Consider the following 24,611-nt stretch of genomic DNA (forward strand, 5'->3'; position numbering starts at 1 on the left):
GTTCTTTTAAACATATTATAACATATCGAAACTTCTTTATTGATTAATTAACCTTCTAGTATATATAATTAATAATAATTACACGAAACGGAGGTTTTCTCATGAAAAAACACCCTCTTGAGCAATGGGGCTCAATGGTAGCAAGTAAAAAAGGAAGATTTATAGCTCTCGGTTGCTGGGTTTTACTTGTTGTTGTCCTCTCGTTTGCTTGGCCGCAAATTAACAGTATTGAAAGTGAATCAGGTAAAAATTTACCAGATACTGAGATGTCTGAGCAAGCGGCAGCAATTATTGCTGAAGAATTCCCTAACGATGCAGGGACACCACTATTACTCGTTTGGCATAGAGAAAGCGGCCTAACAAGTGATGATTTTGCGTCTATACAAAAGGTTTACGCAGAGCTTAAAGCAAATCCTTTAGGGCATCAAACACTAATTCCGCCTTATGATGAAATGCCACCACAGGCCTTTGCTGCATCTACATCTGACAATGGCTCCACTATTGTCACACCCGTGTTTTTTGAAAAAGGCGTTGCAACAGACATGTTACAAGAGAGTCTCGATTCCTTAACGAAAACTATGGACTCAAACAATGTGCAATTAGATAAAGACCTAACAAGTGATGCTCTCCATGTTCGCTATTCTGGTCCAGTTGGTATTGCAACGGATGCGGTTAGCTTATTTTCACAAGCTGATGTGAAATTAATGATAGCGACAGTGCTTCTTGTATTAGTATTATTAATTTTAATTTATCGTTCTCCATTACTTGCCATTATCCCACTAATTGTTGTAGGGCTCGCTTATGGTGTAATTAGCCCAACACTAGGTTTCTTCGCAGAGCAAGGATGGATTGATAAAGATTCACAAGCTGTCTCCATTATGACGGTATTACTATTTGGTGCAGGTACAGATTACTGCTTATTTTTAATTTCAAAATACCGTGAAATTTTATTTGAAGTTGAGGATAAAGCTACAGCGATGAAGCTCGCTGTTAAAGAGTCTGGTGGCGCTATTATGATGAGTGCCCTAACGGTTGTTATTGGTTTAGCTACCCTTAGTCTTGCCCATTATGGATCATTCCAACGCTTTGCAGTTCCATTTAGCTTTGGCGTGTTAATCATGGGAATTGCAGCACTAATAGTATTGCCAGCTATTCTCGTTGTTATAGGTCGTGTAGCCTTTTACCCATTCACTCCACGCACAGAGGAAATGGCAAAGAAAAAAGGCAAAAAACAGCATAAATCTTCACATAAAGTTAGTCATAAAATTGGTCGTTTCGTAACCCATAAGCCATGGATTGTTATTGCTATTACACTCCTACTTCTTGGTGGTTTAGCATCATTTGTACCACGCATTCAATATACATTTGATTTATTATCTTCATTCCCAGAAGATATGCCATCACGTGAAGGCTTCACTTTAATAGAAGAAAATTTTTCACCTGGTGAGCTAGCACCTGTTCAGTTAGTTATCGATACGCAAGGCGCCGATGTTAATTTACAAGATCAACTTGCAAATATTTCATATATTGATAGCGTGTCTGATGTGCAAATTGGTTCGAAAAATGACTCTATTCAATTATATGAATTATCATTGAATGCAAATCCTTATGCAAAAGAGTCTTTAGAACATATTCCAGAGTTGAAGGCTGAGGTTGTTCAGTTACTTGAAGACACTGGTATTAAAGACGCCGATACGCACGTTTGGATTGGTGGAGAAACAGCAAGCCAATATGATACAAAACAAGTAACTGAGCGCGATGAATCTGTCATCATGCCAACAATGATTGCTTTAATAGCTTTATTATTATTTGTTTATTTACGTTCTGTAACAGCAACTATTTATTTGCTCGCTACAGTTATTATTTCTTATTTTGGTGCACTTGGCGCAGGCTGGCTTATTTTGCACTATGTCATGGGGGCAGAGGCGATTGCAGGCTCTATTCCGCTATATGCCTTTGTATTTTTAGTTGCACTTGGTGAGGATTATAATATCTTCATGATTTCAGAGATTTGGAAGAAACGAAAAACGAAAGATCATTTAACAGCAGTAGAAGAAGGCGTTGTGCATACAGGTAGTGTTATTACATCTGCAGGGCTTATTTTAGCTGGTACGTTCGCAGTGCTTGCTACACTACCAATCCAAGTACTTGTACAGTTTGGTGTAGTGACGGCAATTGGTATATTACTTGATACGTTTATCGTTCGACCATTGCTTGTACCAGCCATTACAACCGTGCTAGGAAAATATGCATTCTGGCCAGGATCATTATTTAAAAAAGGTAATTAAATTATTTAGTAAGTTACTAGCAAAGAGCAATAAAAAGTGCCACCGATACTTCGGTGGCATTAGAATAACGACAAAGGGTATTAAGAAGTTAACTTAATACCCTTTGTCTTTTTTTATCCGTATGAATAACATCCATGTTCAAAATGCTAAAACGTAAGCGTGGGTTGTAGCTTATACTGCGCTAGCAGAAATGGACTGCAGTCGTATGATTTTATAAATTTAGTTGTCTACAGCTAAAAATCCCACCGATACGTATCGGTGGGATTCTCATTTATATTATTTTGTTGGTTTTTTTAAGTCCATTGTTGCAGCTGCACTTTCAACTTTTACACGTTTTAAGAAGAACGCAAGTATTAATGCGAGAACTGTAACGAATGCCGCGATTAAGAACGAATGTGTAATACCGTCTAATAGAGCTGTTTGCATAATTTGATCTTGCATTTGTTGCATTTGCTCTGCTGTAGGTGCAGCACCTGATTGCGCTGCTTGTGCCTTCGCATCTGCAATTAAGTCTGCAGCTGTTGATTTTGTACGGTTATTCATAAATGTAACTAATACAGCACTACCAATAGCTCCTGCTACTTGTTGTAATGTATTATTAATCGCTGTACCATGTGGATTCATCATTTGTGGTAATTGATTTAAACCATTTGTCATAATAGGCATCATAACCATCGACATACCGAACATACGAATTGTATACATCGATACGATGAATGTGTAGCTTGAATCAAGAGCTAATTTTGTTAATCCAAATGTTGCGATTGTTGTAATCGTTAAACCAATGATAGCCAAAATACGTGGTCCGAACTTATCGAAAAGTTTACCTGTAATAGGTGACATAATCCCCATTACAAGTGCCCCAGGAAGCATCATTAATCCAGCTTCAAATGGTTCAATACCGCGAATTGATTGCACATACGCAGGTGTTAAAATCATCCCAGAGAACATCGCCATTGAAATAATTACTGAGATAGCAGAACCTAATGCAAACATCGGATATTTGTAAATACGTAACTCTAGTAAAGGCTGATCCATACGTAATTGTTTAAAGATGAAAATAATTAAGGAAATAAACCCGATTGAAATTGTACCGTAAACCCAAGGACTAGACCATCCTTTGTCACCTGCAGTACTGAAACCGTATAAAATACCACCAAATGCTACTGTTGATAATAATACAGAAGGAACATCTAAGTGCACTTCACGTGTTTCCATAACGTTATCTAATTTCCAAATACCAAATAGCAGACTAATAATCGCAAATGGTATAATCATTTGGAACAGCATACGCCAATCATGATGTTCTACGATATAACCCGATAATGTTGGGCCAATCGCTGGGGCAGCAATCATAACTAAACCGAAAATCCCCATTGCTGCTCCACGTTTTTCTTTCGGGAAGCTAGTCAGCATTACGTTCATTAATAATGGTGACATACTAGCAGCCCCTGCCGCTTGCACCATACGTCCTGCAAGTAACATACCAAAGTTTGGAGCAAAGCCAGCCATAATTGTACCTATTGTAAAAATAGACATGGCAGTGATAAATAAATGTCTATTTTTAAAGCGTGTCACAAAGAATGCTGAAGCAGGTACTAAAATACCACTTACAAGCATATAACCAGTTGCAAGCCATTGTACCTTTGCATACGTAATACCAAAATCTTTCATGATTGTTGGCAACGCAACATTTAACAATGTGTTGTTAAGAAAAGCAACAAAAGCACCCACGAACAAAATAGCAATCATGCCATAAGGGGGCTTTTTCATTGTTAAGTCATTATTCATTTATATCCCTCTATTCTTTCTTGTTGTTTTGCGATAAAACTTATTTTATACTCGCAGTCTACTTTTTTCAAGAATTAAGATTAAAAAATTTTAAAACGTTGATATATAAGCGTTTACATTGTAGAATACGAGTATAATAATTTAAAAAGGTGAGGTCATGAACAAAAAAAAACGACAAATTATCACTTCAGCTCGGGAGCTTTTTATAGAAAAAGGATTTTTAGATACATCCATTAACGATATTATTAGTGCAGCTAAAGTTTCAAAAGGGACATTTTACAATCATTTCATTTCTAAAAATGACTGCTTAATTGCCATATTAGATGAGGGGCGTGAAGAAGCTAGCAATCGTCGACATGAGCTTCTTTATGGAAAAGACCCTACTGATTTAGAAATATTAACACAGCAGGTCGCTGTATTGATGCATGTTAACCGTGAGCACAACCTAGTACAAATTTTCGAATCAATTTTCCATTCACGAGACAGTGAACTTAAGAAAATTCTTTTGAATTATCACTTGCAAGAATTGGAATGGCTCGCAAATCGACTTGTACAGGTTTTTGGAGAAGAAATTAGACCGATGAGCTATGAATGTGCTGTACAAACGCTTGGGATGGTTAACCTTTCCTTACGTGCAGTTTTAATAGCTGACTATAAATATATAAACCGCGAAGCAATTGTACGGGTAGCATTACGCAATATAAGCCTAATTATACCTGCCATGCTTGAATCGAAAGAAGTCCTTATTACCGCCGAAATGTTTAACGCTATACAAAATGTAATAAATTATCAGCAAATAAGTAAAGATGTTGTGATTGAGCAATTGCTAGGCTTTACGAAGGGGTTAACAGAAGAAGAAACGGTGGAAGGTTTTGAATTCGCAACATTCCTTCTCGAAGAACTTCAAAAGCAGAAACCAAAACTTTTTATTATTGAATCTCTTCTTACACCTTTCAGAAAAGCCTTTGTCGGAACCGAACATGCCGCTGAAGCGCGTGATATTGCCAATAATCTATGGCGCTATGTGAAAATGGGTCAACCATCAGAGCATTGTAAAAAATAAATAGCTATATAAGAACCCCGATTAGTATGCGACTAATCGGGGTTTTATATTAAGTATTTTCGTATTGATTCTACAAGCCAAAATAAACGAGTTGCTATAGAGCTACGACAACCTTTTTTGTACTCCAAAACAAACAGACATTATTTTTTTTATGCAATTTAGCAATCTGGTGGCCTTGTCCCTCGATACCATCCGCATTAGGTAAACCTATTCTGTGATTGACCCTATTCCATTCGTTTTCAATCTTTACCTGCTGTATACTAATGTTACATAAAAACTGCTTAGGAGGCATTTGAGTGCTACAGCGAATTATTATCACAGGCTATAAACCACACGAACTGGGTATTTTTAATGAAAAGCATCCTGGTATCCCCATTATTAAAAAAGCTTTAGAAAGCCGTTTAAGAACCTTAATAGATGAAGGTCTGGAATGGGTCATTATTAGTGGTCAGCAAGGCGTTGAAACATGGGGTGCGGAAGTTGTAATAGCGTTAAAAGAAGAATTTCCTAACTTAAAATATGCAATAATCACTCCATTTCTAGAACAAGAAAAGAACTGGCAAGAACTAAAACAAGAAAAATATCAGTCACTCGTTGCACAAGCAGACTTCGTAACAAGCGTGACAAAAAAACCGTACGAAGCTCCTTGGCAATTTACTGAAAAAGATAAATTTATTATTCAAAATACAGACGGCTTGCTACTAGTTTATGATGAAGAAAATGAGGGCTCCCCAAAGTATATGAAGCGTTTAGCCGAAAAATATATGGAAAATCACGATTATACTATTCTCACAATCAACTCCTACGATCTGCAAGTAATCGCAGAGGAAATACAACAGCAACAGCAGGATTGGTAGATAAACGAATATTTCCTCCTATAGTTGGGTATAGTAAAACCTTTCATATAGATAAATATTGATATAATTTTCTGACAATTTTATAATAGAAGGAATAGTACTTGTAACTTGAAAGGAGCTGTTAACATTTGAATAGAAAAATCGAAATGATTCTTGAGCCTACTCCTATAAATGTCTCACACGATACGTATCGTCGTGAATGTCAGTATACGCGAGGGATCCATATTGAGGAACAAGAATTTAAAGCCATTTTAAATGCAATGTGTCACGATTCACGCTTATATTTTGATTTCCATAATCCACGAAAAGAGATTAAAAAAGGAACTTATTTAAATGGACACTCCGGATTAGCACGCAATATTTATGACTACTATAAAACGCAGTACGATATTGAGTTGACGGACATTATAAATGGTAAAGATTTTTACGTAAAAATTATATAAGTGCCAGTCACTCAAACAATTCTGAATTCTGTCGGCAAAACAAGTTTCTAAAAACAAAAAACTACACCTCCCCTTGTCCAACAAGCGGGGTGTAGTTATTAGAACCTTTAATTCAATTAATGGTGTTATGACTTATTTCCACAAGCCGTCTTTCACCATTTTTTCTTTATTACGGAAAGCAACTAATACAGAAATAATATTAATTACTAACATAATAACAATAATGTATAACACAGGAGTGTAGCTTCCTGTAAAGTCAAAAATATAGCCATACGCTGGTAGTGCGATAATACCCGCTACTGCCAAGCCAATCGAAACTGTTGAATAGATTTGACTGTAATCTTTATTACCAAACAATGCAGCAGTAATTGCAGGAGCTAGCGTTCCGATACAAGCTGATACGAAACCAAATAGGCCAACAGCCACTACAATTGCAATTGTACTTTGTACAAAGAATAACAGTAACAACATCGAAACTAATCCGATTAACATTGCGATAATTGTTGTACTTTTAGCGCCAATTTTATCAATTAAATAACCAAATAGAATAGAACCTAAAAGTACGCCGACCATTAAAGCAGACATAATATTACCAGCAAATTTCACACTAAATCCTTGATTCACAAGGTATGTTGGAATGTGAATTGAAAAACTCGCAACAGACGTAATAATAAAGAAGAACAAAAGTAATAATGAAAATGATAATGATTTTTTCGCATCAGCAAATGAAATACCAGAATTGCTTGTATCTTTTTCTACTTTTTTCTCATTATTGTTAGTGTCTTCAGCACCATAAGGTAATAAACCTTTTTCTTGTGGTGATTTTCTTAATAAGAAAATAATTGTTGGAACAATAATTACGATAGCTGCAACACCCACCATAATATAAGCACTTCTCCACCCTTGGTTTGCAATTAAGTTACCAATTATAGGAGATGAGAAAGCTCCAATTAAACCGCCTGAAGCAGTAATAATACCTAAAGCTAATCCACTACGTTGTTTAAACCATTGATTGATTAATACTGGACCTGCTAAAACTGTGATTAATACACCACCAACAGCTAGAGGAATCGCAAGGATATACCAGCCCCAAACAGAGCTCATCATACCGAATAGAGCGAAAGAACCTGCTTGTAAAATAATCGCAACAACAAGTAAAATACGAGTATCATATTTAGCCATTAACTTCCCGCCGATTGGTAGGAATATCATTGTCACAATGGATGAAATACTTAGATATAACGTTAAATTCCCTAAACCTACACCAATGTCTTCCGATACTGATGGTAAGAATAGTCCAGCTGAACTGTTTAATCCAGATTTAGCTAAACCTACTGTAATACATAGACCTATTAAAACTAGCCATGCAAAGTGAAACTTTTTCTTATTAGCACTCATTTCCCTATTTCTCCTTTTATTTAAAAGACTTTATTTTACATAAAACAACAAATTTCGCCTTTTGGATGTAATTCGTCATTTTTGTAGTGATACGATAGATTTTTTGTTGTATATTTACATTACTTAACTTGTACCATTAGACTAAGCTATATGCACAACGTTGAAGTAAGATCTACTTTATAAAAAGAATTTACGGCTTCCTTTAATTTGATCAAATGAAGTGGAATCCTTGCGCATTGAATATCTCAAAATGCTCCTACACTCTTTTTATTTAGATCTGCGGTAGCTTACTTTTGACATTTCTGCAAGCAATTTCGCAGTTGATCATTCCACCTATAAAACCGCGCTACATTAGACTTTATCTTGCTTTCTTCCCACACAAACACCTCCAATAAATGTGAAACTTTTGTGACCTGTAATTTATTTTAACATTAAACTGTTTAATATTAAATTAATTAATTTCACAGAATATTTATTTATTCTTTGGAAATCTCTTGACAAATCCTTTTCTTGAATTTTCCGTATTTATTTTCCACACTTCTTTTATTATTTTTAACTAGGTAGTTCTAACTAACATCAGAAAAATTCGAAAATAAGTCTTTACTACTTCCTACTAAAATTAATATAATCAATCTTAATCATTAGTTTAACGGGAAATCTTTTCCTTTATTAGTGATTAATAACTATTTTGAAATAATAATTTAACTAGGAGGTATTCAGTGTAATATGATTGAGCAATTAAAATTAATAGACTTGAAAAATAAAAACAAACTTATGCTATTCACTTATTTAGCTTCCACTATTTTAGGTCTAATCGGTGCATTATCTTTAAAGCCTGATTTTTGGATCATCTTTTTCTATAGCGCGCAAATTATATTTTATCCATTGATATACATAATCACTAATCGTTATAAGAAAGAAATCGCCTTCCCATATATAATAGTCATCGTTATGAATGTATTTAATATATGTTTAGTAATGATACATGGTGGTCAATTATCCACAGCGCTATCAATATTTTTCTTTGCAGTGTTTGCTGCTGTTCAATTTAATAATAAGATTTTCGGTGTAGGATATATTTTAGGTTTAATAACACTTATTTTAGTTTATCTTTTCCCTTCACCTGAATTTGAGTACTATACTGGACAAATAAGTTCATTTATTATCATTTATCTCTTTACTGGTTTCTTATTAACAATATTAATTCGTATGAATCAAAACCAATTTAAAAAACTACAAGAGTATAGTGAAATCGCAGAAGCAGATGCGAAAACAAAAGAAGAGCATAAAATTCATTTGGAACGTGAAATTGGTGTGATAGCTGACAGTATTAGCAAAATTAACGATAAAGTTCAATTAAATTTAAGATCACAAGAAGAAATTCAAATAGCTATGAATGAAGTTTCAACAGGTAGCATGATACAAAGTGAACAAATTTCTAAAATAGCAGACAGTGCACAAAATAACTTAACAGCAATCCATTCTATGAATGAAATCACTGCCCTTTTAATAGATGACTCTGTTCAATCAAGCTCACTAGCAGATGAAGGCCAGAATAAAATTCATCATCTTACATCTGAAATGAATAGTCTTCAAAATGTTATTTCAAACTTAAGTGACAACTTCAAAACGTTAACTGAGAAAATTGAAGAAACTAATCAGTTTGCCAATGATATTCAACAAATAACGGAACAAACGAATTTATTAGCCTTAAACGCTTCTATCGAGGCAGCTCGTGCTGGGGATGCTGGAAAAGGTTTCTCAGTTGTAGCTCAAGAAATAAGAAATTTAGCTGATTTAACGAATAATATTACTGTTAAAATCACTGAGAATTTAACTGATGTCAATACAACGAATAAATTAGCACAAGTAAATATGAACAAAAGTAGTGATACATTACATCAAAGTGTAGAGTCTACAAAGTTAGTAAATACAAACTTTATTCAGTTAAGCGAAATTTTACATTCATTAAAAACTAAATTTAATGAATTTGAGCATTTATCAAACGAAGTAGCAGTTAACAGCCAAAATGTCGACACGTCGACAAATGACTTTGCTGCGATTATTGAGGAAGCAACTGCAACATTACAACAAATGAATGCATCGATTGAAAACATCACAGCTGACAATCATAGCATCGCAAAATACATTAATGATACAGCTATAAGCACTGAAAATATAAAAAATACTTATTAAAGTTTTAAAAAAAGAGAGTACGAGAACGTATAAACGTTCCGTACTCTCTTTTCGCTCTTAGCGGGTTTCAAGTGCCAGTCACTCACACAATTTTATGTATGTCGTAACGCTAATAACGTCAGGCGCTTATATCGTGACTACAGAAAGCACAAGACGCTATTGAAGGCTTCATACTCTTTTAGAAGATGGGCCTATAAAAATCGAATAAACCCTTTCCTCCCTCCCCTGAAATCCAATTTTACGCAAAAAAAGTATGCTAAGAATCAACTTAGCATACCTCTATTTTAAAAGCCTATAAATCAGCCACTTGTGCACTAACTGCTTTATTATTATACACTTCTGTATCTAACTCTTTGGTTACTCGCGCAGTAGTAACACCTGCTGTCATTGAACCACTTACATTTAGTGCAGTACGACCCATATCGATTAATGGCTCAACTGAAATTAAAATACCCGCCAGCGCAACTGGTAAGTGAAGCGCTGATAGCACAAGAATCGCTGCAAATGTCGCACCCCCACCAACACCTGCTACACCGAACGAGCTAATTGCTACTACTGCAATAACCGTAATGATGAAAACAGGATCTAGTGGATTAATGCCTACAGTCGGAGCAATCATTATGGCTAACATTGCTGGATAAACACCCGCACAACCATTTTGACCAATTGATAAACCAAATGAACCTGCGAAGTTCGCTATACCTTCTGGTACACCAAGTCTACCTGTTTGCGTTTTAATATTCATCGGTAAAGTACCCGCACTTGAACGTGAAGTGAAAGCAAATAATAATGTTTCAAGCGATTTTTTTAAATACGTAAATGGATTTAAACCACTTAATGAAAGAATTAGTAAATGCACAAGGAACATAATAATTAATGCAACATAAGAAGCAATAACAAATTTACCTAAGTTATAAATCGCTCCAAAATCAGAAGTTGCGACTGTACGTGCCATAATTGCTAAAATACCATATGGTGTTAAACGTAAAACAATAGTTACAACACCCATTATTAACGCATGTAAAGCATCTATACCTTTTTTAATCGTAGCTGCCATCTCTCCATCTTTACGTGCAACACGTAAATAGGCAAATCCTAAAAATGCTGCAAATATTACTACTGCAATTGTAGATGTTGAACGCGCACCAGTTAAATCAAGGAATGGATTCGCAGGGAATAATTCAATAATTTGTGTTGGTAAATCTGGTGCAGCCATGCCTGTCGTTTTTTCTTCTAGGTATGCTCCACGCTCTGTTTCCGCATCACCTTGCATAATTTGTGTAGCATCTAAATCAAATATTGTTGCTGAAAGAATTCCGACCGCCGCAGATACAGCTGTTGTACCAATTAAAATTGCTAAAATTAATGCAGCCATTTTCCCGAAATTTTTACCGATTGTCATTTTTGTAAAGGCAATCAAAATCGAAATAAACACTAATGGCATTGCCACCATTTGTAGCAGTTTTACATAACCAGTACCAATGATGTTGTACCATGGCGTTGTTTCGGCTAAAACTTCCGAATCAATACCATAAAATAATTGAAGTCCTAGACCAAGTGCAATCCCTAAACCTAGACCAGCAAAAACACGATTTGAAAATTTCACGTGTTTTTTGTTCATAATAACTAAAATCCCAACGAACACAAGTAACAGTGCCACGTTAAGAATAACCTGTAAAGTTGACAATAGAAGGCCTCCTAAGATGATTTATAATAATGTAAACCGAATTATATACCTATAATCCCTATTATTCAAGTATGTTTTATTAAGATTAGTATTTTCATGAATGTAAGCGGTTTATTTTCTTTGATTAAACGGCTAAAAAGGAATACAATCAAACTAGTTTAAAAGTAAACTTGTATTTAGAAAAGGAGAATATTCATGGGAAAATTACAAGATAAAGTAGCGATTATTACAGGTAGTGGAGCAGGAATCGGAAAAGAAATAGCACGTAAATATGCACAAGAAGGTGCAAAGGTTGTCATTGCTGACTTCAATGAGGACGCATTAAATGCAACCGTTACTGAATTTAATGATGCTGGTTATGAGACATTTGGTGTCAAAGTAAATGTCTCTATAGAAGAGGATATCCAAAAAATGATCGCTAATACCGTAGCTCATTTTGGTCGTATAGATATTTTAGTCAATAACGCTGGAGTTGGTGACAATATGCAAGCAGCAGCAAATGTTGAAGATGCAATTTGGCAACGTGTCATGGACATTAATGTGAACGGTGTAATGCGTGCAATTCGTCAAGTATTACCAATCTTTATTGAAAATGGTGGCGGAACGATTGTGAATATGGCTTCAATCGCCGGATTAACAGGCGGTCGTGGAGGTCTAGCATATACAACTGCTAAACATGCAGTTGTTGGGATGACAAAAAATATCGCATCTCACTATGGATCTCAAAACATCCGTTGCAACGCCATTGCACCCGCACATGTAGAAACAGGTTTCGCGGCAACAATGACGAATGTGGACCCATTTGGTATGCAACAATCTGTACGTGGCGTTCAACTTATGCCTAAGGCAGGTCAGGTTTCGGACATTGCAAATATCGCCCTATTTTTAGCTTCTGAAGAATCAGCTCTTATAAACGGTGTAGCTTTAGCTGCTGATGCTGGTTGGAGCGCTTATTAAAAATTCTTTTAACATTGTAAAGCATAATAAAAACCTACTACGTTTAGTGCACGAGGTAGGTTTTTTTATCGTTAATTAAAAAACAGCTTCCATAAATTTTTTTACATTCTTTTTTTAAACGTGTTACTGCATCTGACAAATGATCGACAGAAGTAAATTGTTGATATTCATTTGTAATAACAGCTATAGATAATGATGTACATGTAAAACGCTCTAATTTTCCCGCTCTATTCAAAACTTGTAATTGCACCAAATCTTCTAGCTCATAAAAATCAATTATTTGAGCATCAAACTCTTCAATAATCGTTTGGCAAATGCTTGCTACTTCATAATGCGGGAGAATTGCCACAAAATCATCGCCACCTATATGTCCTAAAAAATCTTCTATGCCAGTAATATTTCTATTGAGGATATCTGTTAAATAGAGCAAAATCTTATCTCCTCTATTAAAACCATAGGTGTCGTTATATGTTTTGAAATGATCTAAATCAAAATAAATAAGGCTATATTTTTCAAGTTGTAATGCCTTTTCTAGTTTTTCTTCTATTAATTTATTGCCAGGTAAGCTTGTAAGAGGATTTAAAAAGCTTGCAATAGCTACTTGTGTCTCTACGAGCTTTAACAGCAGTTCTCTAATACTAACCACACCCAAATATAGACCTTTTTTAATGACAATGATATCATCATATAGGTCCTCTGCTCGTCGGTCCATTGCCTCCGTACTGACCTCAATAATAGGTGTACTACTCTCAACAATTAGAGGGTTGTCTTTCATGATAAGTTGATTTTGCCGACCCATAAATAAATTATAACCATAACGTGTACCAATTTTTTGATAGAAATGTGTGCGTGTAATATGTCCAATTGGTTTTCCATCTCTTACAACAACAACACTGCGCAATGATGGGTTGCTCGTAAAAAGTAAATCTACTTCTTTATTTTTTACAAATTCATCAATACTAAGAACGTTTTCTATGACTTCCCCTATCTGCATAGTCATCCACCCTTATTTCCCCAAAATGTATGTCTTTTGATGGCTTCCCTATCGCATATCCCTGTGCATAATGGATGCCAATGTCCTGTAAATAATTGAGCTCCTCTTGCCGTTCAATGCCTTCTGCAATAATTTTTGTTTCTGCTTGCTCAGCGTATGACATTAGTAAAGTAACTAGCTGCTGCTGCTCACTATTTTTATCGATAAATTGAATTAATGAGCGATCCAACTTAATAAATTCGGGCTTTAAATAGATAAGTGTTTTCAAGCTATTGTAGCCAGATCCCATATCATCCACCGCAATACGATAGCCTTGTGATCGATAATGTGATAATACTCTTTCAAACTCCACAAAATCTAACACTGCACTACGCTCAGTTAACTCAAATACTACTTGCTGCGGCTTAATGCCTAGCTCTTTTAACAGTTGTAATGTCTCACCACTATTATATTTCTTATCTAGTAATACGTTCGGATGGATATTAAGAAAGAGCATATAATCTTTATTCAATAATTCTCCATGGAGACGCTCTTTGAAACGTTGCAATGAAAGGTTACGACAAAAGCATTCAAATAAAAACACGCAGTCTGTTTGCCCTACAAATTCATAAAATTGATCGACACTACTAAACAAATCGGAAGGTGTCGGCCGATTCAATGCCTCAAAACCCATTGTTTCTTTTGTTTGTAAGTTCATTATTGGTTGAAAAAAGGTATGTAAATCTTTAGTTTCTATAATTTTTTTCAATGTCTTTAAACGTTTTATATATAATGTATTGTTTTGATGCTGTTCATATAAATGATTTAAATATAAAAAGAAACTGTTTGTTTTTACGTTTTGTCTCACAGCAGACTCCATTTCGCACCTCTTAAATTGGTTATTAGTACTATTGTAAGCTTTCATTGTAAATGGGCTGTGAAGTCAGTGTAAAAAGAACAAAGTAATTTTGTCAGCCACCTTTAAAACTACTGCATACCTCCTAATTCGTAAAAATCCACTGCACTTTCAGCGGGCACGTCGTAAGCCGTAATCGGCGCTGTTGCGCCGCCTATTACGTCTTACGTTGCGTGTGTTCCCGCAGGAGTGACTGGGACTGTCAAGCTATCAAAATTCAGAATTGTTTGGGTGACTGGCACTCTCGTTTTAATTGACAAATATTTTTGATAATTTATGATTATATATAGTAGCTTTTATCTTTCTTTTCTGAAAATTATAGTTTACTAGTAGATGATTTATTTTTTCTTTGGTCTTTATAGGAAAACCTATTGAGATAAATTACTTTTCAAGGGAGGATCATGTTAATGAGTTTGTCTATTCAACAATTATTGGAGAACAAAGGAATTACAGCAAAATCTGAACACCTTGAACTACTAAAAACACGGTGGGAAAGTATGCAATCACTTCGCAGCAATTTAGAAGGCATTGCAATTGATGATGCAGATATTGCTATTCGCAATATACCTGGAGGTGACCACATTGAAAACTGATTTACATTTGAAATCTGTAGAAGAATTGGCGCCATTAATCGAAAACAAAACACTTTCTCCTGTCGAATTGACGAAAGAAATTTTGACATTTGCTGAAGAAAGCCAACCAAAAATTAATTCTTACATGGCCTTTTATAACGATGAGGCTATAGAAAATGCCAAATTGGCAGAGCAAGAGATTTTAAATGGCCATTACCGAGGAATGTACCACGGAATTCCGATGGCACTAAAAGATAATTTATACTTTAAAGATAAAATAACAACAATGTCTTCAAAGATTCATAAAGATTTTGTCTCAAATTATGATGCGACTGTTGTTGAAAAGCTTCGGGAAGCAGGTGTGATTTTCACAGGGAAATTAAGTATGCATGAATACGCATGGGGCATTACAAATAATAATCCTCATTATGGACCTGTACGCAACCCATGGGATCTTGATAAAATTCCAGGAGGCTCAAGCGGTGGTTCAGGAGCAGCAGTAGCAGCAGGCGCTAGTGTAGCCTCATTGGGAACAGATACAGCAGGCTCTATCCGCATTCCTTCTTCAGCGTGTGGTATTGTTGGCTTAAAACCAACACATGGTCGTGTAAGTAAATTTGGATGTTATCCGCTTGCTTGGAGTTTAGATCATATTGGTCCTATGACAAAAACGGTAAAAGACGCCGCAGCTATGCTTGAGATTATTTCAGGCTTCGATCACAGAGACCCTACATGTGTAGATGTACAAGTAGATAATTATGTAAATCAGCTTTCTGGCAATGTCAAAGATTTAGTCATTGGTGTGAATGAGGATTATTTCTTTAACCGCGTTGACTCAGATGTTGAACGTGCGGTTCGTGCGAGTATTCAAAATCTAGTAGATCAAGGGGCAAAGGTCGAAGTTGTTAAAATCCCATCCTTGCAATATGCAGAATGGGCAGAACTTGTAACGTCTCTTTCGGAGGCGTCTGCTATCCATCACTCCGATTTACAAAAGAGACCACAAGATTTCGGTGATGATATTCGTCTGTTATTTGAGCTAGGTGAATTACCGTCGGCGGTTGATTATTTACAAGCTCAACAAGTACGTAGACAAATTAAACAAGAGTTTACACAAATATTTAATCAAGTAGATGTTTTAATTTCACCGACATTACCGATTGTGGCCAATACGATTGGCGATGACTTTGCAGACCTGAATGGGGAAAAAGTCGACTTAATCGACAATATTATTCGTTTCACGGGTCCAAGTAACTTAACTGGATTACCAGCCCTTTCTGTTCCATGTGGATTTAAAGGCAATTTACCAATCGGCTTACAAATTATTGGACCAGCATTTAAAGAAGGTCGTATTTTAAATGTAGGCTATGCGATTGAACAAACAAATCCATTAAAAAATAGAAAGCCTAATCTTTTTGCTAACATTTAAACATATATAGCCGTCCATTCGTGGGCGGTTATTTTTTTCATTGCAAATAAAAATCAACAACTATATTCATTTATCCTAAAATGATGGTACGATACTTAATAATAAATTACTGGAAAGGTTGCTAGATTCCCTAATGAACGTAAAAAACTTTTTGCAATTGCCTATTACAAAGGATTTTACAGTAGTTGCAGGTAGCAACGGTTTACATAAACCTGTCCAAAATGTTGAAATTCTAGATTTTGAATTTTCGCCTGATATAGAAACGGTTCGCGAAACGATATTCACACCAAATAGTGTAATTCTCAGCAGTTTATTATTTGCAAAACAACAACCCGAGTATCTTTTAAATGCTGTGGAAAGCCTTATTCAATTAAAAGCTAGTGCCTTGGCCTATAAGCCTGTTATTTATAATGATTTACCCGAGGAGGTGATCGCTTTAGCGAATGCACACCATTTCCCTATATTGCGCTTTGGGGGAGATGAATTTTTCGAAAAAATCATTTTAGAAACGATGGCATATGCAAAGACACAAGATTATACATTCTTTTTAGAAACGATTATGAAACGTCTTATTAATGAAGAAGTTTCTGATGAACAAATTACATCTTTTTTACAGCAATTAAACAAGCCGTTTGAAAAATATCTATTCGTAGCCAATCTACAAATGCAGTCATTAACAAATCCCCAGTGGATGCAACCATTTTTACAATTAGAGCCACTATTAAAATCAGGAGTTATTTGTAAATATAAAAATAGCATCTTCATTTTAGTGACAAATCAATCAGAGCAGTTTCAATTTGAGAACTTTCTTAATGAATGGCTCACATTATATAATATTTCAACAGACGAGCTGATTGTTGGTTATAGCCAAGTACATGCCACACAAACTGAGTTTCACCTTGCTGTGCGTGAAGCTTACTTCGCTCGTATAATGGCTGAAATGGATATGACCCCTACTTGTCACTACAAGCATCTTGGATCAGATATTCTACTATTAGAATTACATCGAAAAGACCCACAGTTCGCTAGGAACTATGTAAATGGCTATCTTGGACCATTACTTGATGAAAAAGCAGATGCAGATTTAATCAATACTGCCATCACGTATATCTCCAAAAAGGGTAACATTAAAGAAGTAGCAGTAGCCCACTTTTGCCACCCAAATACGATACGCTATCGCATGACAAAAATACGCCAATTAGTAGCACCGTTAGATAATGACTATGTATTTTATGAACGTTTATCAGCAGCCGTTAAATTGTACTTATTACATAGCAAAATAGCAGATTAAAGATTAGCTTTGGAATAAGTACAAAAAAACGCCTGAAATTTTAGAATCAAAGTCAAATTATTTCCTTTCTTCTCATGCTATTCTTAATGAAGCAAGGAGGAAGAAAGATGAAACAATACATAGCTGATGGCATGCTACTGACAACTGCTATCGTTTGGGGCAGTGGATTTGTTATAACAGCCATTGCACTAGAATATTTAACTGCTTATCAAGTGATGGCAGGAAGATTTTTATTAGCATCAATTATACTAACTGCCATTTTTGGATACAAATTAAAAAACGCAACAAAATCAGTTATTTGGAAAGGCGTTGTACTAGGAACGATATTGTATATTGCTTTTGCACTTCAAACAGTTGGTTTACAATATACAACTCCCTCAAAAAATGCATTTTTAACTGCTGTCAATGTAATTGTCGTTCCGCTCATTGCCTACGCTGTCTATAAACGCCGTATCGATGGTTATGAAATTATCGGCTCAATTATAGCACTTGTCGGAATTGGCTGTTTATCGTTACAAGGTTCCTTCACGATGAATATAGGTGATGCACTTTCTCTAGCTTGTGCCGTTGCCTTTGCTTTTGATATTTTTTGTACAAACCTTTTTGTACAGAAAGAAGATGCAATTGCTTTAACAATTATTCAATTTATTACAGCATCCGTTATAGGTATTTTGGTCGTCGTAAGTCGAGGTGATATTCCCGCTTCCCTTGAAAAAGAAGCTATCTATTCACTCATTTATTTAGGTATTTTTTCAACTACTATTGCTTACCTTTTTCAAAACGTGGCCAATCAATATACCTCTGCAACAAAAGCAGCCATTATCCTGTCTACAGAGTCCTTTTTCGGCATGGTGTTATCGGTAATATTTTTACATGAAGTACTAACAAGCCGAATGGTAATAGGGGCAGTATTAATTTTACTAGCTATTTTAATTGCTGAAGTGAAGCCCGCCTATCCAAAAAAACGAATAATGAATAGCTGACCATAAAGCTCCCCTCATAAATAGTTTCAGTTGATACTGAAGCTATTTTTTTATTTTGAATAGCTGGTTATCATACTTGTAGTAATACCGACTACTAATACGGTAATAATGGAAAGAATTAATGTATTTGAAGACAAAAGAAATCCTCCTAATACAATAACGATTGAATCAATAAAAAAAATAAGAACTCCAACATTTATGCCTGTTTTATCACATAAAAATTGCGCTACAAGATCTGTCCCACCAGTGCTTGTCTGATACCGAAGCATTAAACCGATACCAAAACCAACTAATACTCCTCCTAATATCGCACTATAAATGGCATCGATTTGAATCAAATTTCTTAAAGGCTTCAAAAGGTCAATGATAAAAGACGAGGCAATTAACCCATGCACACTATTGTAAAAATAAGCTCTGTATTTAAACCAAGCGATGATAAATATCGGAATGCTTAATAATATAATCATTAGCCCAATTTTTAGTTTATATAAATAGTACAAAATGAGCGCTACCCCTACTACGCCCCCATCTAATATTTGATAGGGTGTTAAAAATAGGTTAATGCCTATAGAAATACAAATACTACCTATTATGATGACCAAGCCCTTCTTCAGAAAAAACATACAACCCCCCTCAAAAACGAAGCATGTCTTATAGTATGAAAAAATTGAATTGAACATGTTTTAGACTTTACTCTATGTGAAAATACTTTTATGTTCATATGGAGTTCCGAATTACACTGTAGTTGTTCTACAATGGACATTCAGAAGTTACTTATGTATGTAGACAGTTGCGAGAGCTGTTATAGAGCGTACTGCCCGCAGCTTCGAACGCTACAAAACAAACAGTAAGTTAGAGGGTGGCAGGCTTGTGACGTGCTATGCGGAAATTCTATATTTAACGTAAAAAGAGACAATATCCAAAATAACAGGATACTGTCTCTTTCTTGTCATTAGGTATTAAAATTTTTCATGTTTACGAACGAACAAGCACAGAAATTTTTGCATTAAATTGCTGTTGAAGCTTTCGTGTCCATTCCCCTGGCTTTCCTGTACCAACTACATGACCATCAATCTCAATAACAGGTGTAATTTCAGATGTTGTAGATGTAATAATAACTTCAGTCATTGTAGTTAACTGCTCTAAAGTAAACGCTTGTTCTTTTACTGGCAGACCAATTTCTTTAGCACACGCTAGCAAGACGTTGCGAGTAATACCATTTAAAATCATATTATCCACTTGGTGTGTATAGAGTACACCATCTAAAATGCCATGAACATTTGAAGAAGCCCCCTCTGTCACCACTCCATTGCGATGCAAAATAGCCTCATAACAGCCTTTTTCATATGCCTCTTGTTTTGCTAATACAGGGCCAAGTAAGTTCAATGTTTTAATATCGCAACGTAACCAACGAATATCTTCTAAAATCGTTGCCTTTACTCCATTTTCAAAATTTGCTAGCGGACGAGGATTTTCTTTAACATTCGCTACTAAAACAGGCTTAATAGTATGAGGGAAATGATGTTGGCGTGAACCACTCCCTCGTGTAATTTGAAGATAAATATGACCTGTGCCTAAATTATTTTTGTGCACAAGCTCTCGTAATAACATTAACAATTTATCTTTTTTAAAAGGAATCATTAGCTTAATTTTTTCTGCACTTGTGTAAAAGCGTTCAAGATGTTCATTTAATGTAAACACAATACCATCATAAACTTTAATTACTTCATATACGCCGTCACCAAATTGGTAACCACGATCCTCTCGATCAATAATAACTTCCTTATCTAATACAATTCGATTGTTCCATAAACTATAGCCCATTTATGTCTCTCCATTTCTTACACTCGTCATTTTAATTGTCTAACCTTTCGCCTCTTTTGGATACTGGCGCGTTTTTTCCTACTAAAACAGCAATAACAACAATTACCGCTATCATAAAAGTGAACCAAGTAATGGTTTCATCTAGAAATACAGTTGCAAATAATATCATTAAAAACGGCTGTAAATATTGAATTTGACTTACCCTTGCGATCCCGCCAATCGCCATTCCACTATACCAAGCTACATATGCAAGAAACTGACTAACAATCGCGAGATATATAAAGCTAAACCAAGCTTGTAATGGTGCATGAAGCATGTCAGTTGAAAAATTGAGTACAACTGGAACGATAAAAAATGGAGCACCCATCATTATTGCCCATGCAATCACTTGCCAGCTTCCTAATTCTTTTGCCAATAGGCCTCCTTCTGCGTAACTAAGTCCGAGTATAATAACCGCTGCCAGTAAAGCGAAGTCGGCAAATTGTAATTGTCCGAGTCCGAGATAAATGGCATATCCAATAACAGCTAATGAGCCAATTAAACTCGATATCCAAAATTTTAAAGATGGCTTTTCACCTGCTCTAAACATAGCAAATCCCGCTGTAGCTAAAGGTAATAAAGCTAATTCCACAGCTCCATGGGATACGGGCAAGGAATCCATTGCCCAAGATGTAAGTAGCGGAAAAGCAAAAACGACACCTATAGCAACAATTAGAAGACTTTTAAATTGGCGAAGAGTAGGAAGTTGTTGCTTTTTTAATATAAAAACAACAGCAACTACAATAGCGGCGATAACAGTCCTTCCTAGCCCTACGACAGTCGCTCCAAAATAAGCTACAGCAATACTTGTAAATGGAAGTGTTAAGCTAAAGCAAATTACACCTACTAATCCTAAGAGCAAACCGAGCTTCCCTCTATTCTCCCCTTGCATGCAGCCACTCCCCTTTTCTTCATCTGTACCAGCCTCTGGTATAATCAAATATTAATAGGTACACATATAAGAAATAAATAGCTTTTTTATCCATCTGTCATGGTACAGATAAGGAGGGATGAAACGATGAGTTCAAAATATATGCAAATCATCGAGGAAGTAAAAGGGCAATTGGCAATAGGGAAACTCTACGCAGGCTGTAAGCTTCCTTCGGTTAGACATTTATCTGAGCAATTTTCTTGTAGTAAAAATACGGTTATTAGGGCTTATGCAGAATTAGAACAACAGCATGTGATTTATGCAATTCCTAAAAGTGGTTACTATGTAGTCAATGAATATCAGCCCAATGAGCATGCGCAAAAATTTATTGATTTCTATTCTGCTGGTCCCGATATAAATGCACTGCCCTACGTTGACTTTCAACATTGCATGAATCAAGCTATCGAACATTATAAAGAAGAACTATTTACTTACTCAGATCAGCAAGGGCTGTATTCATTACGCGTTCAACTAGCGAGCTATTTGCAAAGTTTACAGGTATTCACCCAACCAGAAAGATTAGTTGTCGTTTCAGGCTCACAGCAAGCGCTAAATTTATTTGTTACGATGCCCTTTCCAAATGGCAGAAGCAACATTCTAATCGAACAACCTAGCTATTTTGGGATAATTGAATCTATTGCTTTACATCAAGTTACTGCTTTCGGTATTGACTTAACGATGGAAGGCATTGATCTCGAACGTTTGGAGTATATTTTTCGCAATCATGACATAAAGTTCTTTTATGTTATACCAAGATTTCATAATCCGCTTGGTCACTGTTATACAAATAGCGAGAAGAAAAAAATTGTGGAATTAGCAGAAAAATACGATGTTTATATCGTAGAAGATGATTTTTTAGGCGACCTTGACCCAAACATGAAGGCCGATCCTATGTTTTCTTTTGCTCCGTCAGGAAGGGTAATTTATATTAAGAGCTTTTCAAAAGTCTTCCTTCCTGGCTTAAGAATTGCAACGGTCGTGCTGCCTGAACGAATGGTTAACAGTTTTTTACGCTATAAATTTAGTTCGGATTTTAATAGCCCTGCCTTATCTCAAGGTGCATTAGAAATCTATTTAAAAAATGGTATGTTTCATAGTCATCTCAAAAAAATTAAAGAACTATATCGTAATAAAATGCAAATACTGCAAGAAGCATGTGATTTATTACTTCCTGCTAATACTTATTTTTCGAAGCCGACTTCAGGTTTTTATCTCTCTATCTTTTTACCAAAAAATGTAACTGCTAAACAAATCGTTCATATGTTACACGAGCAACAAATCTATGTGGATGATGCCTCTAGAATGTTTTTACCTGAATATAAAAAGGATAATATTTTGCGATTATGTATTTCTCAAGTGCATGAAAGCCAAATAAAACACGGTATTGAACGATTGGCTCATTGCATCGATTCAATTAACAGTAGAAAGCATCCCCAAGCACCAAAAACCTTTTTACATCAAAACGTATAACAAACGAACCTCCCTGTTTTTATATACAGGGAGGTTGACTATGCTCTTTCACATACCAATATTCATTCCCTCCTGCTAGGTGCACCTGCATGAACTTGAAGCGCTGCACGGTTCACCACACCACCCGTATTTTTTCGCAGTTTTTTTGCTTTTATTTTCTGATAAGAAAGCCTCTATTTTCAAGATTTTAACTGCTTCTTCTTACTGCATAATCACACTACAAACCGCTCATCGCCTATTCAATATTTAAGGCAACAGTTCACAAAGAACCTACTAAAATACAAGGATAAGAAAAATGCTTAGTATTCGAAATTTTGAATAAAAAAAATAAACTATTGAAATATGTAGGTATTGGTTATATACTACAAGCGATAGTGATAATCATTATCAATTATTTTCTTAATAGGAGTGTAATTCTAACATGAATTCTAAGCGATTTTATTCATTATTTGCAATGTTATTAATAGCAGTTTTTTCTTTTGCTTTAGCTGGATGTGCTGATAAAGAGTCTGGCACTGCGTCTACAGATTCAAAAGATTCAACAGAAAAATCAGACTCAGAGACTTCTGATACACAGTATCCTATCGTTATCAAACATGCATTTGGGGAAACTGTGATTGAAAAAAAACCTGAGCGTGTAGCAACGATTGCATGGGCAAACCATGATGTCGCATTAGCGCTTGATGTTGTTCCAGTGGGCTTTTCGGCCGCAAACTATGGCGTACAAGATGATAGTGGCATGTTACCATGGACAGCTGATAAGTTAAAAGAATTAGGAGAAACAAAACCAAATATATACCAAGATACTGATGGCTTAGATTTTGAGGCAATTTCTGACTCAAATCCAGATGTAATTTTAGCTGCTTATTCAGGAATTACACAAGAAGACTACGATACATTAAGTCAAATCGCACCCGTTGTGGCATACCCAGAAATTCCTTGGGTAATCTCATGGCGTGACCAAATCCTATACAATGCAAAAGGTATGGGCATGGAAAAAGAAGGTAAACAATTAATTGCTGATACAGAAAAGTTAATTGCTACAAAGGCAAGTGAAAAACCAGAACTAAAAGGTAAAAAAGCTGCATTTGCTATGTTCAATGCAACAGACCTTTCTAAGTTTTATATTTATACACCAGAAGATCCTCGTGGGGAGTTTTTAGAGGAATTAGGTATGGAATATCCACAAAGTATTCAAGATCAAATTACCGATAAATCTAGCTTCTATATTGAATTAAGTGCTGAAAATGCAGATGCTTTAAAGGATGCTGAAATTTTCATCACTTATGGTGACGATAAAACATTAGCTGCTTTACAAGCTGACCCAATTTTAGGAAAAGTGCCAGCAATCCAAAACGGTTCAGTAGTAGTAATCACTGATAATACACCATTAGCAGCAGCAGGTAACCCAAACCCTCTATCAATTCAATATACAATTGACGAGTATTTATCATTAATCTCTGATGTTGCGAAAAAGCTGAAATAATATGAATACATCCGTTT

The 24,611-nt window shown here is 35.5% G+C and carries 20 protein-coding genes; 12 read left to right on the plus strand and 8 right to left on the minus strand.

Translation table 11 applies throughout. From position 1 onward, the window contains the following. Nucleotides 1–101: 101 nt before the first annotated feature. Nucleotides 102–2,288 (plus strand): MMPL family transporter, encoded by a 2,187-nt coding sequence (locus tag JNUCC52_RS12290; RefSeq protein WP_337980067.1) that lies wholly within the window; start codon nucleotides 102–104, stop codon nucleotides 2,286–2,288. A 276-nt stretch (nucleotides 2,289–2,564) separates the two neighbouring features. On the opposite strand, the gene JNUCC52_RS12295 is transcribed toward JNUCC52_RS12290, so the two are convergent. Further along, nucleotides 2,565–4,079 (minus strand): MDR family MFS transporter, encoded by a 1,515-nt coding sequence (locus JNUCC52_RS12295; RefSeq protein ID WP_173478812.1) that lies wholly within the window; start codon nucleotides 4,077–4,079, stop codon nucleotides 2,565–2,567. Nucleotides 4,080–4,236: 157 nt separating this feature from the next. On the opposite strand from JNUCC52_RS12295, the gene JNUCC52_RS12300 reads away from it, so the two are divergent. From JNUCC52_RS12300 to JNUCC52_RS12310, 3 genes are all read left to right on the plus strand, one after another. Then, on the plus strand, nucleotides 4,237–5,142 hold the full coding sequence (locus tag JNUCC52_RS12300) for a TetR/AcrR family transcriptional regulator (RefSeq protein ID WP_173478813.1): 906 nt from the start codon (nucleotides 4,237–4,239) through the stop codon (nucleotides 5,140–5,142). Nucleotides 5,143–5,438: 296 nt separating this feature from the next. Next, nucleotides 5,439–5,999, plus strand: coding sequence for an SLOG family protein (locus JNUCC52_RS12305; protein ID WP_173478814.1), 561 nt, complete (start codon nucleotides 5,439–5,441; stop codon nucleotides 5,997–5,999). A 128-nt stretch (nucleotides 6,000–6,127) separates the two neighbouring features. Beyond that, the gene (locus JNUCC52_RS12310; protein ID WP_173478815.1) at nucleotides 6,128–6,442 is read left to right on the plus strand and encodes a hypothetical protein; all 315 of its coding nucleotides are present in this window, start codon (nucleotides 6,128–6,130) and stop codon (nucleotides 6,440–6,442) included. Between the two features lie 132 nt (nucleotides 6,443–6,574). On the opposite strand, the gene JNUCC52_RS12315 is transcribed toward JNUCC52_RS12310, so the two are convergent. Beyond that, nucleotides 6,575–7,840: an MFS transporter gene (locus JNUCC52_RS12315; RefSeq protein WP_173478816.1), complete on the minus strand. Its 1,266-nt coding sequence runs from the start codon at nucleotides 7,838–7,840 to the stop codon at nucleotides 6,575–6,577. A gap of 726 nt (nucleotides 7,841–8,566) precedes the next feature. Between JNUCC52_RS12315 and JNUCC52_RS12320 the strand changes: the two genes are divergently transcribed. Then, entirely contained in the window at nucleotides 8,567–10,036 is a 1,470-nt protein-coding gene (locus JNUCC52_RS12320) for a methyl-accepting chemotaxis protein (protein WP_173478817.1), read from the plus strand. 292 nt (nucleotides 10,037–10,328) lie between these two features. Here the strand turns inward: JNUCC52_RS12320 and JNUCC52_RS12325 are convergent, their stop codons facing one another. Next, nucleotides 10,329–11,723 carry an L-cystine transporter gene (locus tag JNUCC52_RS12325; protein WP_173478818.1) on the minus strand — a complete coding sequence of 465 codons (1,395 nt, stop codon included), beginning with the start codon at nucleotides 11,721–11,723 and terminating at the stop codon, nucleotides 10,329–10,331. Between the two features lie 195 nt (nucleotides 11,724–11,918). Between JNUCC52_RS12325 and JNUCC52_RS12330 the strand changes: the two genes are divergently transcribed. Beyond that, entirely contained in the window at nucleotides 11,919–12,680 is a 762-nt protein-coding gene (locus tag JNUCC52_RS12330; RefSeq protein WP_173478819.1) for a glucose 1-dehydrogenase, read from the plus strand. Between the two features lie 43 nt (nucleotides 12,681–12,723). On the opposite strand, the gene JNUCC52_RS12335 is transcribed toward JNUCC52_RS12330, so the two are convergent. Further along, nucleotides 12,724–13,674: a GGDEF domain-containing protein gene (locus JNUCC52_RS12335; protein ID WP_337980068.1), complete on the minus strand. Its 951-nt coding sequence runs from the start codon at nucleotides 13,672–13,674 to the stop codon at nucleotides 12,724–12,726. Further along, nucleotides 13,640–14,533: an EAL domain-containing protein gene (locus tag JNUCC52_RS12340; protein WP_139860534.1), complete on the minus strand. Its 894-nt coding sequence runs from the start codon at nucleotides 14,531–14,533 to the stop codon at nucleotides 13,640–13,642. The genes JNUCC52_RS12335 and JNUCC52_RS12340 overlap by 35 nt, the downstream gene beginning before the upstream one ends. 443 nt (nucleotides 14,534–14,976) lie before the next feature. Between JNUCC52_RS12340 and JNUCC52_RS12345 the strand changes: the two genes are divergently transcribed. The 4 genes from JNUCC52_RS12345 (at nucleotide 14,977) to JNUCC52_RS12360 (ending at nucleotide 18,844) form a co-directional block, all read left to right on the plus strand. Continuing rightward, nucleotides 14,977–15,162, plus strand: a complete 186-nt coding sequence (locus JNUCC52_RS12345) for a hypothetical protein (protein WP_139860532.1) — start codon at nucleotides 14,977–14,979, stop codon at nucleotides 15,160–15,162. Continuing rightward, nucleotides 15,152–16,570, plus strand: a complete 1,419-nt coding sequence (locus JNUCC52_RS12350; RefSeq protein WP_217270283.1) for an amidase — start codon at nucleotides 15,152–15,154, stop codon at nucleotides 16,568–16,570. Before JNUCC52_RS12345 ends, JNUCC52_RS12350 begins: the two co-directional genes overlap by 11 nt. Nucleotides 16,571–16,703: 133 nt before the next feature. Continuing rightward, on the plus strand, nucleotides 16,704–17,861 hold the full coding sequence (locus tag JNUCC52_RS12355) for a PucR family transcriptional regulator (RefSeq protein ID WP_337980069.1): 1,158 nt from the start codon (nucleotides 16,704–16,706) through the stop codon (nucleotides 17,859–17,861). A 107-nt stretch (nucleotides 17,862–17,968) separates the two neighbouring features. Next, a complete protein-coding gene (locus JNUCC52_RS12360) occupies nucleotides 17,969–18,844 on the plus strand; it encodes a DMT family transporter (RefSeq protein WP_337980070.1) in 876 nt (291 codons plus the stop codon). 50 nt (nucleotides 18,845–18,894) lie between these two features. On the opposite strand, the gene JNUCC52_RS12365 is transcribed toward JNUCC52_RS12360, so the two are convergent. From JNUCC52_RS12365 to JNUCC52_RS12375, 3 genes are all read right to left on the minus strand, one after another. Then, entirely contained in the window at nucleotides 18,895–19,467 is a 573-nt protein-coding gene (locus JNUCC52_RS12365; protein WP_139859549.1) for a YitT family protein, read from the minus strand. A gap of 352 nt (nucleotides 19,468–19,819) precedes the next feature. After that, entirely contained in the window at nucleotides 19,820–20,668 is an 849-nt protein-coding gene (dat, locus tag JNUCC52_RS12370) for a D-amino-acid transaminase (protein ID WP_337980071.1), read from the minus strand. A 31-nt stretch (nucleotides 20,669–20,699) separates the two neighbouring features. Then, a complete protein-coding gene (locus JNUCC52_RS12375) occupies nucleotides 20,700–21,599 on the minus strand; it encodes a DMT family transporter (RefSeq protein ID WP_337980072.1) in 900 nt (299 codons plus the stop codon). A gap of 126 nt (nucleotides 21,600–21,725) precedes the next feature. Between JNUCC52_RS12375 and JNUCC52_RS12380 the strand changes: the two genes are divergently transcribed. Continuing rightward, the gene (locus JNUCC52_RS12380) at nucleotides 21,726–23,108 is read left to right on the plus strand and encodes an aminotransferase-like domain-containing protein (protein ID WP_337980073.1); all 1,383 of its coding nucleotides are present in this window, start codon (nucleotides 21,726–21,728) and stop codon (nucleotides 23,106–23,108) included. Nucleotides 23,109–23,529: 421 nt separating this feature from the next. Then, nucleotides 23,530–24,594 carry an iron-siderophore ABC transporter substrate-binding protein gene (locus JNUCC52_RS12385; RefSeq protein ID WP_337980074.1) on the plus strand — a complete coding sequence of 355 codons (1,065 nt, stop codon included), beginning with the start codon at nucleotides 23,530–23,532 and terminating at the stop codon, nucleotides 24,592–24,594. Nucleotides 24,595–24,611: the final 17 nt, after the last annotated feature.

Origin of the sequence: Lysinibacillus sp. JNUCC-52 (assembly GCF_015999545.1) — a bacterium.
Lineage (GTDB): Bacteria > Bacillota > Bacilli > Bacillales_A > Planococcaceae > Lysinibacillus.